Genomic DNA, 19489 nt, shown 5'->3' with positions numbered 1-19489 from the left:
CGGATCCTCCGGCATTCTCAAGGTGTTTCGTGATGTACGGGAGCATTGCTCGTCACTCGTCGCGGGACTGTGCGCGAGCGACCAGGGACTTCAGGGCTCGGAACCAGGTCTCCGCCAGATCGCGGACCGCGTCCTCGGACACGATCGCCTCAGGCCAGGACCAGTGGGCAGCCATGACCGGACCGCCGGGGCGGTCTTCGGTCACGACGTTGATGCCAAGCAGGTGGCCCTCCCTCATGTCGGGCTCCGGGCCGATGTCGGAAACGTCCTCCTCAGGTGCGTACGACCAGTCCGTCGCGTCGGGGATGCCGAATCGGCCGAGGTAGTTGAACTCGATGGCCGGTGCCTCGAAACCGGCGAGGACCGGGGCCGTACGGGGGTTGAGGTGGCGGAGCATCCCGTAACCCGCACCGTTGGCAGGCAGCGAGGCGAGGTGCCGTCGCGTTCTCGCGCAGGCCTCCTCGACGGCCGGACCGCCCTCGAACGCCGCTGCGAGGTCGACGGGACCGGGGTCCAGGAGGACGGGGAAGATGCTGGTGAACCAGCCGACCGTACGGGAAAGGTCCGCGTTCTCGGCCAGCTCCTCGTCGCGGCCGTGGCTTTCGAGGTCGACCAGTACCGGGCGCCGCGGGTCGCCCCCATGGCGCACCTGCCAGTCGGCCACGGCGAGAGCGAGCCCGGTGAGCAGCACCTCGTTGACGTTCGCGGCGAAGGCGGCGGGCACCGTGGACAGCAGTGGACCCGTGTACTCGGCAGGCAGACGCAGCTCCAGTCGCCGCACCGTGCCTGCCGTGTCGCGGGTCGGGTCGAGCGGCGCGTCCAGCGCAAGGGGCACCGCGCTGCCGAGCATGCCGGTCCAGAACGGCAGTTCCGCCTCGTGTGCGGGATCCTGGGCGAGCTGATCGAGCCTGCGGGACCAGGTGCGGAAGGACGTGCCGACGGGCGGAAGTTCCGCGGGACGCCCTGCCTCGACGGCCCTCCAGGCGGCCTCCAGGTCGGGCAGCAGGACACGCCAGGACACGCCGTCGGTGACAAGGTGGTGGGCCATCAGCAGCAGCCTGCCGGGCTCACCGCCCGCGTCGAACCACACGGCCTTCACCATGGCGCCCGCGTCCGGGTCCAGTGCCGCGCGGGCCACGCGGGCGCGGTCGGCCACGACCTCCCGGAGCGCTTCGGCGTCCAGTCCGGCGACATCGACCCGCTCGATCCATGACGCCTCGATGTCCACCGATCCGGCCGACGGCACCTCGAGCGTCCAGTCGCCCGTTTCCGTGCGGACCAGAGTGGCGCGCAGCATGTCGTGCCGGTCCGCGAGCGCAAGGAGCAGGGCCGCGAGTTTCGGCCGGTCAAGACCGGCAGGTGTCTGGACCAGGGCCGACTGGTGGTAACCCTTGAACGGGCCGCCCAGTTCGCGCAGCCAGTGCATGACCGGCGTGAGCGGAACCGTACCGGTGCCGTCGTCGGCCCTGCCCGCGCCGGCGGCACCGACGGCCGTGGCCACCTCGGCCAGGCCGGCCACGGTGCGGTGCCGGAGTACCAGGCGCGGGGTGATCCGCACGTCCGCCGCGCGGGCCCTGCTGACCAGTTGCATCGCCATGATGCTGTCGCCGCCGAGAGCGAAGAAGTCGTCGTCGCCGCCGATCTCCTCCAGACCGAGCACGTCGGCGAAGACGGCGCACAGGGTCTTCTCCAGTCGGGTGCCGGGTGCCCGGCCGGTGGAGAGGGCGGAGAAGTCCGGGGCAGGCAGGGCGGCCCGGTCCAGCTTGCCGTTGGTGAGTTCGGGAAGCCGGTCCAGGAACAGGACGGCGGCCGGGACCATGTAGTCCGGCAGGTGTAGTGCGACGTGGGCGCGCAGCCGTCCGGGGTCGGCCGGCGTCCCGGATGCGGGGACGACGTCAAAGCGCAGCCGTCCGGGATCGGCCCTCGTGCCAGACGCGGGGACCACGTAGGCGACGAGCAGTTTCCGCGCGGCTTCCTGATGCACCGTCACCACGGCCTGCCCGACGTCCGGATGGCCGGCGAGCACCGATTCGATCTCGCCGGGTTCGATCCGGAAGCCGCGGATCTTGACCTGGTCGTCGGCCCGGCCGAGGTAGTCCAGGTGCCCGTCGACGGTCCACCGTGCCAGGTCGCCGGTCCGGTAGAGCCGGGACCCCGGCGCGCCGAACGGATCGGCGACGAACCGCTCGGCGGTCAGCGCGGGGCGGCCCAGATAGCCGCGAGCGAGCCCGCCCCCGGCCAGATACAGCTCTCCCGTCACGCCGGGCGGCAAGGGTTGCAGCCGCTCGTCGAGGACATAGGCCCGGGTGCCCGCCACCGGGCGGCCGACGAGCGGACGGTCACTGTCACGCACGCGCGCCACGAGGGCGTCGACGGTGGACTCGGTGGGTCCGTACAGGTTGAACGCCTCGGTACCGCTCAGCCGCCCCAGCTTCTCCCACAACGCCGCCGGTACGGCCTCGCCCCCGACGCCGACGACGGCAAGCGGGCAGCTCCCGTCGTCGCGGACCAGGCCCGCCGTCTCGGCCATCTGCGCGAAGAACGACGGCGTGACCTCCAGGAAGTCGAAGCCGTGCTCGACAACGGCCGCCGCGAGCAGTTCGGGGTCGCGTCGGGTCTCGTCCGACACCACATGGACGCAGTGCCCGTCCAGCAGCCACAGCTGCGGCTGCCAGGAGGCGTCGAAGGAGAACGCCCAGGCGTGTCCGGCGCGCAGCCGGCGACGTCCGGTGGCGGCCTTGGCCGACGCGTACAACGTCTCGCGGTGGCTGTGGAAGAGATGGCCGACGCTCTCGTGGGTGACGACGACGCCCTTGGGCCGACCGGTGGATCCCGAGGTGTAGATGACGTACGCCGAGTGGCGCGGGGTCAGGGCGGTGGTGCGGTCGGTGTCGACGAGGTCGGCCGGGTCCTGGGCGGCGAGCAGCTCGGCCGTCCCCGGCGCGTCCAGCTCCAGTACGGGTGGGCCGTCCGAAGGCAGCAGCGGTGCGATCCCCTCAGTGCTCACCAGCAGCACCGGACGGGCGTCGTCGAGCGTGTCGCGTGTGTGGTCCGCCGGAGCGTCCGGATCGAGCGGCAGATAGGCGGCACCCGCCTTGTGCACCGCCAGGATGGCCACCAGCATGCGGGCGGTGCGCGGAAGGGCCAGCGCCACGATCCGCTCCGGCCCCGCGCCGTGCGCGACCAGCAGCCTGGCGAGCCGGTTGGCCTCGGAGTTCAGCTGGGCGAACGTCAACTCGATCCCGTCGGACGCCACGGCAGGGGCGTCGGGCGAGAGTGCGGCCTGGCGCTCGAAGAGAGCCGGCACGGTGGTCGGCGGGGCGAGCAGGGGGCGCGCGTTCCACTCGTGCAGGATCCGATGGCGTTCGGCGGTGCCGAGTACGTCGATCCGGCTGATCGGGGTGTCGGGGGCGGCGACCACTGCCTTCAGGACTCGGATGAGCCGCTCGGCGATGGCTTCCGCGGTCGCGTGGTCGAACAGGTCGGTGCTGTACTCCAGCACTCCGTCGACACCGGCGGCACCACCGATGCCGTCACCACCGGCTCGTTCGACGAAGTCGAAGGAGAGGTCGAACTTGGCGGAGGTCTGACCGACGGGCTCCCGCCGCGACCGCAGCCCTGCCGGGGCCACCGAGCCGGCTCCCGCGGGCAGGTACACCACCATGACCTGGAACAACGGGTGTCGGGAGAGCGAGCGAGCGGGGTTGAGCACGTCCACCACACGCTCGAAAGGCACTTCCTGGTGGTCGAAGGCGGACAGGTCGGTCTCCCGCGCCCTTGTCAGCAGCTCACGGAAGGTGGGGTCGCCGGAGGTGTCGGTGCGCAGCACAAGCGTGTTGAGGAAGAACCCGACCAGGTCTTCCAGCGCCTCGTCGCCGCGCCCGGCGATCGGGCTGCCCAGCGGGATGTCCGTGCCCGCTCCCAGCCGGGTGAGCAGAGCCGCCACCGCGGCCTGGACGACCATGAACATACTCACGCCGCCGGACCGGGCCAGCCCGCGCAGCGCCGCCTCCAGCTCCGGGTCCAGGGCCATGTCCACGGAGCCGCCCCGGTAGCTGGCTTCCAACGGTCGCGGACGGTCGACGGGCAGCTGGAGTTCTTCGGGGAGCCCGGCCAATGCCTGCTGCCAGAAGGCGAGTTGACGGTGCGCCAGGCTGTCGGGATCGGCTTCGTCGCCGAGCCGCGCGCGCTGCCACAGGCCGTAGTCGGCGTACTGGACCGGCAGCGGCGCCCTGTCCGGAGCCCGGCCCTCGGCGCGTGCCTCGTAGGCGGCAGCCAGGTCCCGGGTGAGCGGCCCGTCGGACCACTCGTCGCCCGCGATGTGGTGGAGCAGGAGCAGCAGTACGTGTTCGTCGTCGGCGGTGCGGAAGAGGTGGACGCGCAGGGGCGGTTCCCTGTCCAGCTCGAAGCCGTACGAGGCGGAGTCGGCAAGCCGCCCGGCCAGCTCCTCCTCACTCGAAACAGGTGTGATCTCCACCTCGATCCGAGCCTGCTGCGGTTCCAGGATCAGCTGGTGGGCGCGTCCGTCCTCCTCGGGGAAGACGGTGCGCAGCGGCTCGTGCCGGGCGACCAGGTCGTCGACCGCGCGTTGCAGCGCATCGGTGTCGAGCGGTCCGGTCAACCGCCAGGCGAGCGGGATGTTGTACGTGGAGCTGGGGCCCTCCACCCGGTACAGCACCCACAGTCGCTGCTGGGCGAAGGAGAGCGGCAGCCGCTCCGGCCGGTCCACCGGTGCGAGAACCGGCAGGCCGGCACCTCCCCCCTCCCTGAGCTGCTCGGCCAGCCGGGCGACCGTGGCGGCCTCGAACACCGTGCGCAGTGAGACCTCCGCGCCGAGCGCCACGCGGACGCGGCCCGCCAGCCGCATGGCCGACAGGGAGTGGCCGCCCAGGGCGAAGAAGTCGTCGTGGACGCCCACCCGTTCCAGACCCAGGACGTCAGCGAACAGGCCGCAGAGGATCTCCTCGCGCGGGGTCCGCGGCAGGGTGTCGGTGGTCCCGGCGATGAAGTCGGGGGCCGGCAGGGCCCTCCGGTCGAGCTTGCCGTTCGGGGTGAGCGGCAGCGCGTCGAGTGCGACGAAGGCCGCGGGCACCATGTGGGCCGGGAGGGTGGCGGACGTGTGGACGCGCAGTGCGGTCGCGTCCACACGTCCGCCGGCCGCAATCACGTAGGCCACGAGCACCTGGTCAAGGACGACGACCGTGGCGCGGGCTACGGACGGGTGCGCGGCGAGCACGGCTTCGATCTCGCCGGGTTCGACACGGAAGCCGCGTACCTTCACCTGGTCGTCGGTGCGGCCCAGGTACTCGACCGTGCCGTCCGCCGTCCAGCGAGCCAGGTCTCCAGTGCGGTACATGCGCGCGCCGGGCGTCCGCGCGTACGGGTCGGCGATGAACCGCCCGGCGGTCAGCGACGGGCGGCCCAGGTAGCCGCGCGCCAACTGCACACCACCCAGGTACAGTTCGCCCGCCACACCGGGCGGCACCGGTCGCAGGCCGGCGTCCAGCACGTAGGTGCGGGTGTTCCACACCGGGCGGCCGATCGGCACGGTCGTCGCGCCGGGGCCGATCTCTATCGCCGTCACGTCGACGGATGCCTCGGTCGGGCCGTAGAGGTTGTGCAGTTCGGCGGAGAGCACGTCGTGGAAGCGTCGGGTGAGGGCGGCGGGCAGGGCCTCGCCGCTGCACATCACGCGGCGCAGTCCGGCGCAGTCCGCGGCGGACGGCTCCTCCAGGAACAGTTGGAGCATGGAGGGCACGAAGTGGACGGTGGTGACGCCCTGCTCGCGGATGAGCCGGGCCAGGTAGGCGGGGTCGCGGTGGCCCCCGGGGCGGGCGACGACCAGGGCGGCGCCGGTGATCAACGGCCAGAAGAACTCCCACACCGACACGTCGAAGCTCGACGGCGTCTTCTGCAGCACCCGGTCCTCGGCGGTCAGGCCGTAGGCGTCCTGCATCCACAGCAGCCGGTTGGCGATGCCCGCGTGCGGGACGACCACGCCCTTGGGGCGGCCGGTGGAACCAGAGGTGTAGATCACGTACGCCGGGTGGCGCGGGTCGTACGACGTCGGCAGTGGGGCCCCCGGGCCGGTGGGCAGGGCGTCGCGGATCACGCACACCGGGCGGGCGTCGTCGACCATGAGGGCCAGCCGGTCCGCCGGGTGGTCCGGGTCCAGCGGCAGATAGGCCGCTCCGGCGCGGTGGGTAGCGAGCAGTGCGACGACGAGATCGACCGAGCGCGGCAGGGCGACGGCGACGATCCGCTCGGGGCCGGCGCCGAGGCCGGCCAGGACGTGCGCAGTGTGCTCCACGCGGGCGTCCAGCTCCGCGTAGGTCAGCCGCTGGTCCTCGAAGACGAGGGCGGTGGCCTCGGGGGTGCGGGCGGCCTGGGCGCGGAACAGCTCGGGCAGGGTCAGGTCCGGCAGGGCGTGCGCGGTGGCGTTCCAGTCGGTGAGGACGCGGGAGCGTTCGGTGTCCTCAAGGACTTCCAACTCCCGTACGAGCCGGTCCGGTTCGGCAGCCACCTGCCCCAACAGTCTCACCATGCGGGCCACCAGGCGTTCGGCGGTGGCGCGGTCGAAGAGGTCGGTGGCGTACTCGAGGAGCAGCACGACACGGTCGGTCTCGTCGACGAAGGTGAAGTGCAGGTCGAACTTGGCCATGCCGGTGTCCATGTCGAACCACTCGGTGGCCAGGCCGAGCACGTCGGGGTCGCCGTCGGGCCGGTGGTGGTAGCCGAGCATGACCTGGAAGAGCGGGTTGCGCCCTGCCACCCGGGGAGGATTGACGGCCTCCACGACCCGGTCGAAGGGCAGGTCCTGGTACTCGAAGGCGGCGAGCGACGACTCCCGGACCCGGCCAAGGAGTTGACGGAAGGTCAGCTCGTCGCCCGACAGGTCGGTGCGCAGGACCAGGGTGTTGACGAAGAAGCCCACCAGGTCGCCGAGGGCTTCGTCGGTGCGGCCGGCGATGGGCGCGCCGAGCGGGATGTCGTCGCCCGCCCCCAGCCGGTGCAGCAGCGCGGCGCTGGCCGCCTGGAACAGCATGAACATGCTGGTGCCAGTGGTGCCGGAGAGGTCGCGCAGGGCATGGCCGATGGCCGTGGGCAGCTCCAGGCGGACCTTCTCGCCCCGGCCGGTCGATTCTGCCGGGCGGGGGCGATCGGCGGGCAGCAGCAGTTCGTCGGGGAGGCCGCGCAGGACGTCCGCCCAGTGGGCGAGTTGGGCCTCGCCGGTGCGGGCGAGCAGGTCCTCCTGCCAGAGGGTGTAGTCGGCGTACTGAACCGGCAGCGGGGCCCACACGGGTGCGTTGCCCGCGCGGCGGGCCGCGTAGGCGGCATCGAGGTCGGCGAGGAAGGGCCTGTCGGACCACTCGTCGGTGGTGATGTGGTGCAGGACGACGGCCACCACGTGGTCGGCGGGTCCGATCCGGAACACCTCGGCGCGCAGCGGCAGTTCGCCGGACAGGTCGAAGGGGCGGCGCTGTGCGGCCTCGCTCAGCCCGGGCAGGTCGTCCTCGGCGCAGTCCGTCACGGTGAACGAGGGCGCGGCCTCGTCCGCCGTGCGGATCCGCTGATAGGGCTCGCCCTCGTGCTCCTCGAAGACCGTGCGCAGCGCTTCGTGCCGACCCGCGACATCGTGCAACGCCTGCCGCAGCGCTTCGGTGTCCAGGCTCCCCCGCAGCCGGAAGACCAGCGGGAAGTTGTACGCGACTCCCCCGGTTTCGCCGCCCGCGATCCGCTCCACCAGCCACAGCCGCCGTTGGGCGGCCGACAGCGGGATCCGCTCGGGCCGCTCGCCCGCCGCCGTGACCGCCGGGCGGGCGGGCCTGCCGCCGTCCGCCCGGTCGGCAAGCAGCGCGGGTGTCGGGGCCTCGAAGAGATCACGGATGGCGAGTTCGGCACCCAGTTCCGTCCGGGCCCGGCTGACCAATCGGGTGGCGAGCAGCGAATGCCCGCCCAGCTCGAAGAAGTTGTCCTCGGCGCCGACCGACGTTAGCCCGAGCACCTCGGCAAACAGTCGGCACAGCACCTCCTCCTGCGGGGTGCGCGGCCCACGTCCGCCGCCCAGCGCGACGGCAGGTTCGGCGTCGGGCAGGGCCCGGACGTCCAGCTTCCCGTTGTCATTCATGGGCAGCCGGTCGAGGGTGACGAAGGCGGCCGGAACCATGTAGTCGGGCAGCTGCCGCTTCAGGTCCTCGCGCAGCCGCCGTACGAGGGCGCTGGCATCGCGCGCGGCGGTGGGGTTGTTCGTGTACGGGGCCTCGGCGCCGCCGGGAAGGTACAACCCGGCGGTCACGCGGAGGTCGCCCGCCGCGAGGAACACGGCGTCGTACGTGCCCGGTTCGCGGGACCAGGTGGTCAGGACGCGGTAGCCGAGCCCTGCTCCGAGGTCGTGCAGGGCTTCGGGGTCGACGGCCTCCGGGGTGAGTCGGCCGTCGGGGACACCGGTGACCCGCAGCCGCTCGGGACGCTCGGAGCGCAGTCGGCCGGCCAGGTCCAGGCCCAAGGCCCATGACACGGACGGCTCATCGCCCAGACGCATGTCCGCCGCCCCCCGGTAGAGCACGGCGTCGTAGCGGTGGCGGGTCAGCTCGTTGTGGTGGTGGCCGCGCTTGGTGCGGAGGTCCAACCCGTAGCCCAGGCCGGTGAAGTAGTCCGGGTCCAGGAGCAGTTCCTTCTCCAGGCGCAGTCCGCGCTCGACGGCCTGTCCGAGGTCTGCTTCGGCGGTGCCCCGGGCCTGCTGGATCTCGGTGTGGAAAGTGCGGGCGAGCCGCAGGTTGCGTACGTCACCGACGAAGAGGGCGCCGCCGGGCGCCAACAGATCCATGGCGCCGTGGATGACGGAGGTCAGGTAGTCGGCGCTCGGGAAGTACTGGATGACGGAGTTGATGACGATCGTGTCGAAGTAACCGTCGGGCAGTCCGCTCAGGTCGTCGGCCGGGCGGCAGCGCAGCTCCACCTTGGCAGCGAGGTCGCGGTCGCGGCGCAGTTCCTCGCCGATCTTGTGGATGACGGGGGCCGCGAAGTCGGTCGCCCAGTAGGCCTCCGCCTCGGGGGCAAGACGGGAGAGCAGCAGCCCGGAGCCGACGCCGATCTCCAGGACGCGGCGCGGCCTGAGTTCACGGATCCGCGCGACGGTGGCCTCGCGCCACTCGTGCATGTGGTCGAAGGGGATGGGCAGTCCGTCGTACGAGCTGTCCCAGCCCGCGTACTCCTCGGTGAAGACGGCTGTGCTGATCTCCTCGTACTCGTCGGAGTAGATCTCCTGCCATTCGCCGACCTGGGCGCGCTCCGCCGACTCCCGCTGCTCGTCGGTGAGGCGGGCCGGTACGACGTAGCCGACCAGCCGCTCGTCGCGGACGACCACGGCGGCCTGGGAGACCTCCGGGAGGCGGCTGAGCGCGGTCTCGATCTCACCGAGCTCGACCCGGTAGCCACGGATCTTCACCTGGTCGTCGGTGCGTCCGAGGAAGTCCAGGTTGCCGTCCGCACGGCGGCGCACCAGGTCTCCGGTGCGGTACATGCGCTCGCCGGGCTCACCGAACGGGTCGGCGACGAACCGTTCCGCGGTCAGCGAGGGCCGGTCGAGGTAGCCGCGGGCGAGTCCGATACCGGCGATGTACAGCTCGCCGGGCACACCCTGCGGGACGGGGCGCAGCCAGGCGTCGAGGATGTGGGCGCGGGTGCCCCGGATCGGGCGCCCGACGGTCGGGGTGGCACTGTCGTGGGTGCCGCCGCCGAGGGTGTTGATGGTGTACTCGGTCGGGCCGTACAGGTTGTAGCCGTAGGTGCCCTCGGTGTCGCGCAGCCCGGCCCACACCGTCTCCGAGACGGCTTCGCCGCCGAGCAGCACCAGCGGCGGCACGTGTCCTTCCAGCAGCCCCTCCTCTATCAGGAGACGGGCGTAGGTCGGGGTGACGTTGACGACGTCGATGCGGTGCCGTTCGCAGTACTCCACCAGCGCCTGGGCGTCACGCCGCAACTCCTCGTCGCACACGTGCACTTCGTGGCCCTCGACCAGCCAGAGCAGTTCCTCCCAGGACATGTCGAAGGCGAAGGAGACGGTGTGCGCGATCCGCAGGCGGCGCCCGCCGGCCGCGGCGATGGCCGGTTCAAAGATCTCCTTCTGGTGGTTGAGCTGCATGTTCGTCAGACCCCGGTAAGGGGTGACGACACCCTTGGGGCGGCCGGTGGAGCCCGAGGTGTAGATGACGTACGCGGGGTGCTCCAGGCTGAAGCGCGCGGCGACCGGATCCGCCGGATGCGCGGCCAACTCCCCTGCCACGGCCGGGTCGTCCAGCAGGACGCGGGTCAGGTCGTCGCCGTCCAGGGTGGCGGAGACGGCCCGGTTGGTCAGCAGGAGCAGCGGGCGGGCGTCGGCCAGCATGAGCGAGAGCCGGTCGGTGGGGTGGTCCAGTTCCAGCGGCAGATAGGCGGCGCCGGTACGCAGCACCGCGAAGAGGGCGACGACCATGTCGATGGAGCGGGGCAGCCCGAGGGCGACGACCCGCTCCGGGCCCGCGCCCCTGGCGAGCAGTAGCCGGGCCATCCGGTTGACGTCGGCGTCGAGTTCGGCGTACGTGAGGGTGCGGTCGCCGAAGACCAGGGCGACGGCGTCCGGGGTGCGGACGACCTGGGCGGCGAGCAGGTCGGCGACGGTCTCCTCGGGGTCGGGCACGCGGCTGTCGGCCCACTCGCGTTCGAGCGCGGCGCGCTCGTCGGGAAGCAGCGGGTCGAGCCGGCCGACCTGGGCGTTCAGGTCGTGGGCCAGCCGCTCAAGGAGCAGCGTGAAGCGGTCGAGCAGGGCGCGGGCGCGCTCGGGGCCGACGAGGTCGGGGCGGTGGGAGAGGGTGACCCGGATCCGCGGCCCAGGGGTCACTACGAGGTTGACGGGGTAGTGGGTGGCGTCGACGTTGTCGACGGCGGTGGCGCCGTGCCGCTCTCGCAGCCGCTCCAGGCGCCTGCCGGTGTCGTTGTCGCGCAGCACGAACAGAGTGTCGAACAGCCGCCGGTGCCCGGTCTCGGCCTGGAGTACGCCGAGGCCCAGATACTCGTACGGCATCAGGTCCAGACGCTCGGTCTGGATGCGACGCAGCAGGTCAAGGACTGATTCGGCCGGGTCGTACGTGATCCGGGCGGGCACGGTGTTGAGGAACATGCCGATGACGTGTCCGACGTCCGGCACCTCACTGGGCCGCCCGGCCACGGTGGTGCCGAACACGATGTCGTCGCGGCCGGTCGCGGATGCCAGGGTCAGGCCCCAGGCGGCGTTGAGCTGGGTGTTGAGGGTCAGGCCGTGGGTTCGGCCGCTCTCGACCAGCCGGTCGCCGAGCGCGGCCGGCAGCAGCACGTCCAACTGCTCGGGGATGACCGGTTCCAGGCCTCGGTCGGCGGCCGCCGGGGCGAGCAGCGTGGGCTCGTCGAGGCCGCCGAGAGCCGCCCGCCAGGCAGCGGTGGCGGTGCTGTCGTCCTGGGCGGCCAGCCAGGTCAGATAGTCACGGTAGGAGCCGGCGCGGGCCAGCGCGGTGGCGTCGCCGCCGGACTCGTACAGCGCGAAGAGCTGGTCGAGGAAGAGCCACGCGGACCAGCCGTCCCAGAGGATCAGATGGCGCCCGATCACCAGCCGGTCGCCGCGCTCGGCGCCGAGGCGGACGAGCAGCAGCCGGAACAGCGGGGGTGCCGCCAGGTCGAACCGGCGAGATCGCTCGGCGTCCGTCAACTCCCGCAGACGTACGTCCTGTTCGGCCTCCGGGAGGGCGGACAGGTCCGCCACTTCAAGGGGGATCTCCGGATCGTCGACGATGAACTGCACCGGCTGGCGCAGCCCGTCGCTGGTGAACCCGGCACGCAGGCTCGGGTTGCGGACCAGCAGCGCGCGGGCGGCGGCGCGCAGCCGGTCGGCGTCCATCCGCTCGGCGAAGTCGAAGGTCTCGTGGACGGTGTAGACGTCAAGGGCACCGTCGTCGTACGTGGAGTGGAAGAACAGGCCTTCCTGGAGCGGGGCCAGCGGCCAGATCTCCGCGACCTTGCCCGGGGCGAGCCGGTGGACGTGCGTGGTCTCCTCGTCGGTGAGGGCCGGCGCGGACCGGTCGGCGGCAGGCGTCGCCGGGACGGTGGCGGCCGAGGCCGCGATGGCGAGCGCGGCGGGCGTCCGGTGCTCGAACACATCGCGCGGGCTCAGGGCCAGGCCGGCCGCGCGGGCCCGGCCCGCGACGCTGATCGAGCGGATGCTGTCGCCGCCGAGCAGGAAGAAGTCGTCGTCCGGTCCTGCCTCCGCAAGCTCAAGCACGGCCGCGAAGATCTCCGTCAGCAGGCATTCCCGCTCTCCGCTGGGGGCTCGCCGGGTTGCCGCCCGCTCCGCCTCGGGAGCGGGCAGCGCCGCGCGGTCCAGCTTGCCGCTGGGCGTGAGCGGCAGTGCGTCGAGGACGACGTACGCGTCCGGGAGCAGGGAGGCGGGGAGCGTGTCGGCCATCGTGGCGCGGAGGGCTGCCGTGTCGAGGCCGGCGGCGGTGTGCGGGCCCACCGGTCCCGCGAGGACTACATACGCGACGAGTCGCTGCTCCCGTACGGTCACCGCGGCCTGGGTGAGGGCGGGTTGGCGGACCAGCGCCGCCTCGATCTCGCCCGGCTCGATGCGGTTGCCGCGCAGTTTGACCTGGCGGTCGGTGCGACCGAGGTACTCGACGGTGCCGTCCTCGCGCCGCAGTACCAGGTCGCCGGTGCGGTACATGCGCTCGCCGTGCTCACCGAAGGGGTCGGCGACGAACCGTTCGGCGGTCGGGCCCGGCCTGCCGTGATAGCCGCGGGCCAGCTGGACCCCGGTCAGGTACAGCTCGCCCGGCACTCCGGCCGGTACCGGCCGCAGGCACACATCGAGGATCCGCAGCCCGGTGTTCCAGACCGGCGCTCCGATGGGCACGCTCGTGCCGGGCGCGCCGTCGTAGAGGTGGTGGGTGACGTCCACCGCGGCCTCGGTCGGGCCGTACAGGTTGTGCAGCGGTACGCCGGTCAACTCCCGCCAGCGTCCGGCCGCTTCCCCCGACAGGGCCTCACCACTGCTGAACACGCGGCACAGACTGTCCGCCCACGCGGGGTCGCCGGTCACCTCGTCCGCGGCCAGGAACGCTTCCAGCATCGACGGCACGAAGTGCATCGTGGTGACGCTCTGTTCGCGGACGAGCCCCGCGAGACAAGCCGGGTCGCGGTGACCGTCCGGCTCGGCGAGGACCACGGCGGCGCCCTCGCACAGGGCCCAGAAGAACTCCCAGACGCTCACATCGAAGCTGGACGGTGTCTTCTGGAGCACCCGGTCGTCGGGCGTGAGCCCGTAGGCACCCTGCATCCACGCGAGGCGGTTGACGATGGCCCGGTGGGTGACGACCACGCCCTTGGGGCGGCCGGTGGAACCGGAGGTGTAGATCAGGTAGGCGGGATCGCCCGGGCCGGCGGTCGGCGCGGCGTCTCGCCCACCCGTCTCGGAGGCGGCCTGCTCGTCCAGGGCGAGCACCTTGAGCCCGTCGAACCGGGGAATGCGGGCGGCAGCCGCGGCCGTCGTCACCACCGTGTCCGCACCCGAGTCGGCCAACATGTAGGCCACGCGCTCGGCCGGGTAGTCGAGGTCGAGCGGGAGGTACGCGGCACCGGACTTGAGCACGCCAAGAAGAGTGACCATCAGCTCCGCCGAGCGGGGCACGGCGACAGCGACGAAGCTCTCAGGACCGGCTCCCCCGGCGCGCAGACGGCGGGCCAGGGCTTCGGCGCGGGCGTCCAACTCGGCGTAGGTCAGGGCCTCATCCCGGAAGACGACGGCGGTGGCTTCCGGGGTGCGGGCGGCCTGCGCCTCGAAGGCGGCGGCCAGGGTGGTCGCCGGGACGTCGTGGACCTCTCCGGTGAGGTGGGCGGAAGCCCGCTCCCGGGGGGAGAGAAGGTCGAGGGAGGCCACGGTGCGGCCGGGGTCGTCGGCGAGGGCGTGCAGGACGAGGGTCAGCCGGTCGGCGAGAACCCGCACGGCGTCGGCCCCGAGGCGCTGGGCGTGGTGCTTGAGCCGCAGGTCCAAGCGGCGGCCGGGCTTGACGATGAGGGCGAGCGGGTAGTGGACGGCGTCGTGGAAGGTATGTCCGGCGATCCGGATCGTGCCCGTGGGATCGGTGAGTCCCGGCTCGGCCGGGTAGTTCTCGAAGACGACGAGGGTGTCGAACAGTTCACCGCTGCCCGCGAGTCCCGCGAGCCGCTGGAGTTCGGCGAGGCCGAGGTGCTGGTGGTCGAGCAGGGCGCTCTGCTCGTCCTGGAGGCGGCTCAGCAACTGGGCCAGGGTGTCGGTGGGTTGCCAGCGCAGGCGCGTCGGAAGGGTGTTGATGAAGAGGCCGACCATCGACTCGATGCCGTCCACGGCGGCGTCACGCCCGGAGACCGTGGTGCCGAACACCAGGTCCTGACGGTCCGTCAACCGGCCGAGCAGCAGGCCCCAGGCACCCTGCACGACAGTGCCGAGGGTCACTCCGTGTTCCCGCGCACGGGCCGCCAGCCGGGCGGTGACCCGCTCGGACAGTTCGACCCGGATCTGCGCGGGCTCGATCGGCGATCCGTCAGCGGGCGCCTCGACGAAGCGGGTGGGCTCGTCGAGTCCTGCGAGCGCCGTTCGCCAGGCCGCACGGGCGGCGTCGCGGTCGGCCGAGGCGAGCCGGCGCAGATAGGCGCGGTAGGGGGCCACCGGGGGCAGGGCGGTGGCGCCGTCTCCGTACAGGCCCATCAGTTCGCGGTGCAGAACGGGCAATGACCAGCCGTCGGCCACGATGTGATGGAACGTCAGCAGCAGTCGGCTGCGGTCCTCGCCGAGCCGCACCAGCGCGCAGCGCAGCAGCGGCGGTCGAGCCAGGTCGAAACGGCGGGCGCGCTCGCCGGCGGCGACGGCATCGGCGAGCGCGTGCTGGACGTCGGTGTCCTGTCCGGAGAGGTCCACCTCGCGCCAGGGCAGGTCCAGCCGCCCGGTGACGAGCTGCGCCGGCCGGCCGTCGGCGAGTTGCCGGAAGCAGGCGCGCAGAGGGGCATGCCTGTCCAACAGCCCCTGGGCGGCGCGGCGCAGGGCATCGGCGTCGACAGGTCCGGTCAGTTCGATGACCTGCTGGACGACATAGGCGTCGTGGTCGGAGCCGTCCACCAGCGCGTGGAAGAAGAAGCCCTCCTGGAGCGGGCTGAGGGGCAGTACGTCCTCGACGGTGACCGGGTACTCGCCCTGGAGTGCGGCGAGTTCGGCGTCGGTGGGCCGCACGAACGGGGCTTCGTCGGCCTCCTCGGCCCGTCCCACGTCCACCGTCACGACCCGCGCCAGCTGCGCGACCGTACGGTGGCTGAAGACATCGCGGGGGGTGAGGCGCAGGCCCGCGCGGCGGGCCAGGACGAGTAGCTGGATGGCGATGATGCTGTCGCCGCCCAGGGTGAAGAAGTCGTCGTCGACGGTGACCGACCGCAGGCCGAGCGCCTGTGCGTACAGCCCGCAGAGGAGTTCCTCACGGGCGTCGCGCGGGGCGCGGCCCGAGCTGAGGGCGGCGTAGTCGGGTACGGGCAACGCGGCGCCGTCCAGCTTGCCGCTGGGGGTGACGGGCAGCCGGTCGAGGGGGACGAGGGCGCTCGGGACCATGTACTCGGGCAGCCACTCGGCGGCGTGGGCACGCAGCGTACGCATCAGAGCTGTCGCGTCACGGAAGGGCGCCGGACGGTTGGCCGACGGGTGTGCGCCGTCGTGTCCGGGGCGGTAGAGCGCGCCGAAGGGGGTGTCGCCGAGTGCGAACACCGCGTCCAGGCTGCCGTCCACCGCCGAGCCGTTCCAGGTCACGGCGGCCCGGTAGCCGTGTCGTGCGGCCAGTTCGTGCAACGTCTCGGGGTCCGTCGCCTCGGCAGGGGGCCGGCTGCTGCCGTCCAGCGCACCGAGCGCGGCGAGGTCCTCCGCGAGCCGGGCGTTGGGGAGACCGGTGACGCGGAGCAGGGCGGGCCGCCGGCCTTCGGCGGCGAGGCGAGCGTCGAGTGCGGCGAGGGTGGCGGGGCCGGACCAGGCCAGTTCCTCGGCGGCCGGCCGTACGGGGGCAGGGTCAGTGACAGCCGACCGCACGGGGGCAGGGTCAGTGACAGCCGACCGCACGGGGGCAGGGTCAGTGACAGCCGACCGCACGGGGGCAGGGTCAGTGACAGCCGACCGCACGGGGGCAGGGTCAGTGACAGCCGACCGTACAAGCGCGGAGTCAGTGACAGCCGACATACCCGCGTCCGGACCGAACTGCCCCTCCGGCTCAGGCAGGTCGGGCACAACCGCCGCGTCCGAACCGGCCGGGTTCTCCCCCGCGCCCGTGCCCGGGAGAACCGGTCCGCCGCCCGGCACCAGGCCTTCCGCATCAACCGACGCCCCAGCGCCCGCAAGGGAGTCGAGGGAGGCCGAGCCGCTTCGGGTGCCCGTAAGGGAGTCGCGGCGAGCCGAACCGTTTCGGCTGCCCGCAACGGAGTCGGGCGTGGCCAAGCCGTCCCGCATGCCACGAACGGAGTCGCGAGGAGCCAAACCATCCCGGGTGGCCGCAACGGAACCGCCGGGGGCCGAGCCATCCCGGCTGCCGTCACCAGTCGGTCGCAGAACGACGTCGTACCGGTACCGCGTCAGCTCGTTGTGGTGCGCGCCGCGCTTGACCCGTACGTCGGTGGTGAAGCCGTCCAGGGAGGCGAAGTAGTCCGGATCCAGGAGGAGTTCGCCCTCCCAGGACACCGACCGGTCCACGGCGGCGCGCAGGGCGTCCTTGTCGTCCGTGTCCGTGCGGCCGCTCTCCACCGCGGCCCGCAGGGTGCGCAGCAGTCTGAGGTTGCGTACGTCGCCGAGGAACACCGAACCGCCGGGGGCGAGTAGTTCCTCGGCCCGGTGCAGCACATCGGTCAGATGGTCGGCGCTCGGGAAGTACTGGGCCACGGAGTTGATGACGACGGTGTCGAAGAAGCCCGTGGGCAGCCCGGCCGTGTCATGGGCGGGGCGTGCCAGCAGTTCGACGCGGTCGGCGAGGCCGGGGACGGTCCGGACCTGGGTGTCGAGGGCTCGGATCGCCTCTTCGGAGACGTCGGTGCCCCAGTAGGTCTCGCAGTCGGGTGCGAGGCGGGACAGCAGGAGGCCGCTGCCGACGCCGATCTCCAGGACGCGGCGCGGCCGGAGTTCACGGATCCGCGCGACGGTCGCCTCGCGCCACTCCCGCATCTCGGCGAGCGGGATGGGCAGCCCGTCGTACATGCTGTTCCAGCCCGCGAAGTTCTCCTGGAAGCCCTCGGATCCGGCGGCCGCGTATAGGAGTTCGTGCAGGTCCTTCCATTCGGCGACCTCGGGCGCGCCCTCCAGGGAGGGCACGATGTACGCGGCGAGCCGCCGGTCGCCCGGCCTGTCCTCGCGGACGACGACGGCGGCCTGGTCCACGGCGGGGTGGGAGCGCAGGACCGACTCGATCTCGCCCGGCTCGATACGGAAGCCGCGGATCTTGACCTGACTGTCGGCCCGCCCCAGGAACTCCAGCCGCCCGTCGGCCTTCCAGCGCACCAGGTCGCCGGTTCGGTACAGCCGCTCTCCGGGCCCTCCGAAGGGGTCGGCCACGAAGCGCTCGGCGGTCAGGCCGGGCCGCCCGAGGTAGCCGCGGGCGAGTCCGGCGCCGCCCAGATACAGCTCGCCGGGGACCCCGGCGGGGACCGGCCGCAGGCGGCTGTCCAGGACGTACGCCCGGGTACCGGGGTCGGGGACGCCGATGGGCACGATGGTGCCGGACGGGGTGTCGGGGTCGCACAGGCCGAGGGTGGAGTTGGTGGTCGCCTCGGTGGGCCCGTACGCGTTGAACATCATGCGTCCGCGCGCATACCGTCCGACCAGTTCCGGCGAGACGCGTTCGGTGCCCGCCAACAGGGTTGCTTCCGCGGGCAGTTGTACGTCGTCGGGCATGGCCGCGAGCAGGGCGGGCGGCAGGATCATGAACGTGATGCCGTTGGCGTTCGCGTAGTCGGCGAGCGGCGCGCCGGGCACCCGGCGCTCGGCCGGGACGACGACGAGCCTGCCCCCGGAGAGCAGGCCGAGGCACAGATCCCAGAAGGCCACGTCGAAGCTGGGTGAGGAGAACTGCAGGACCCGGCTGTGCGGGCCGATCCCGAAACGCTCGCTCTGTGTGGCGACGAGCTTGGCCACCCCCGCATGGGAGAGTACGACGCCCTTGGGGCGGCCGGTCGAGCCGGATGTGTAGATCACGTACGCCGCGTTCGCGACGGACAACAGCCCCCGCAGCTCAGGTTCGTCGGCCGGCCGGGCGGCCAACTCGGCCACGGTGGCGGGGTCGTCGAGGACCAGTCGGCCCGTCCCGGTGTCCAGGGGCAGGTCGGCGGCCACGTCCGAGGTGGTGACCAGGCAGACCGGGGTGGCGTCGGCGAGCATGTACGCGATGCGGTCGGTCGGGTAGTCGGTGTCGACGGGCAGATAGGCGGCTCCGGACTTGAGCACGGCGACCTCGGCGACGATCAGTTCGGCCGAGCGCGGCACGGCGAGGGCGACCACCCGCTCCGGGCCCGCGCCACGCGCCACGAGGGCGTGGGCGAGACGGTTTGCACGCGCGTCGAGTTCGCCGTAGGTGAGCCGGGTGTCCTCGAAGACCAGAGCCACCGCGTCCGGGCGGGCCCGCACCTGCGCGGCGAACATTTCCGGCCAAGTCGCGGCGGGCACGTCGTGATCGGTGTCGTTCCACTCGACGAGGACGCGGTGCCGCTCCTCGTCGCCGAGCAACGCCAGTTCGCCGATCGGCGCGTCGGGGCGGGCCAGGGCGTCCGTGAGCAGGTTCTCGTAATGACCGAGCAGCCGGTCGACGGTCGACGCCTCGAAGAGATCGGTCCGGTAGATCGCGCGGACCTCACCCGCACCGACCTGCAGTTCGAGATCGAGGGGACCGCCGTCCCAGGGACGCGTGCCACCACCGAACCCGGTGTTGCAGAACCAACCCCCTGCGCGCGTGGGTTCGGGGCCAAGCGTCGCCACCAGCGCGCCCACCGGGACCCGGTGGGTGGCGGCCTTCTCATACGCGGCGGTGGTCCCCGCGGCGAGTTCCGCGAACGAGGTTTCGGTTTCGAGCGCGATCCGTACGGGCAGTCCTCGATACGCCAGTGCGAGGTCGCCCTCGCGGCCGCCGTAGCGGTGCAACAGGGCGGCGTACGCGGCGAGCAGCGTGGATTCGGGTGCCGGGGCCGTGAGCGCACGAGCGCGGGTCAGGGTCTGCCCGACCGGGCGCTGTGGGTAGGCGAAGTCGACGGGCAGAGCCGTTTCCTGCGGGAGCGGAACCAACTGCTCGCGCCAGTATTCCGCTGCCGTGGCCGTCAGTTCTTCGTAACCCGAGTTACCAGACACAGCCGCCCGCGCCTCCTCAAGCATGTCGAAAACATGCGAAAACCTTGCAGAACCGACTCGGCCGAGCCGCAACCGGTCGCCATATTAAGGTAAGCA

General features: G+C 72.2%; 1 protein-coding gene. It reads right to left on the bottom strand.

What is annotated here, in order from left to right; genetic code table 11:
• Positions 1-52 precede the first annotated feature (52 nt).
• A complete protein-coding gene (locus tag AB0N66_RS22430; RefSeq protein WP_365437846.1) occupies positions 53-19393 on the bottom strand; it encodes an amino acid adenylation domain-containing protein in 19341 nt (6446 codons plus the stop codon).
• Positions 19394-19489 lie beyond the last annotated feature (96 nt).

The sequence above is a fragment of the Streptomyces sp. NPDC093544 genome, from assembly GCF_040683495.1.
Lineage (GTDB): Bacteria > Actinomycetota > Actinomycetes > Streptomycetales > Streptomycetaceae > Streptomyces.
Note: the sequence above shows the minus strand (reverse complement) of the source record. Positions and strands in the feature narration are given on the sequence as shown.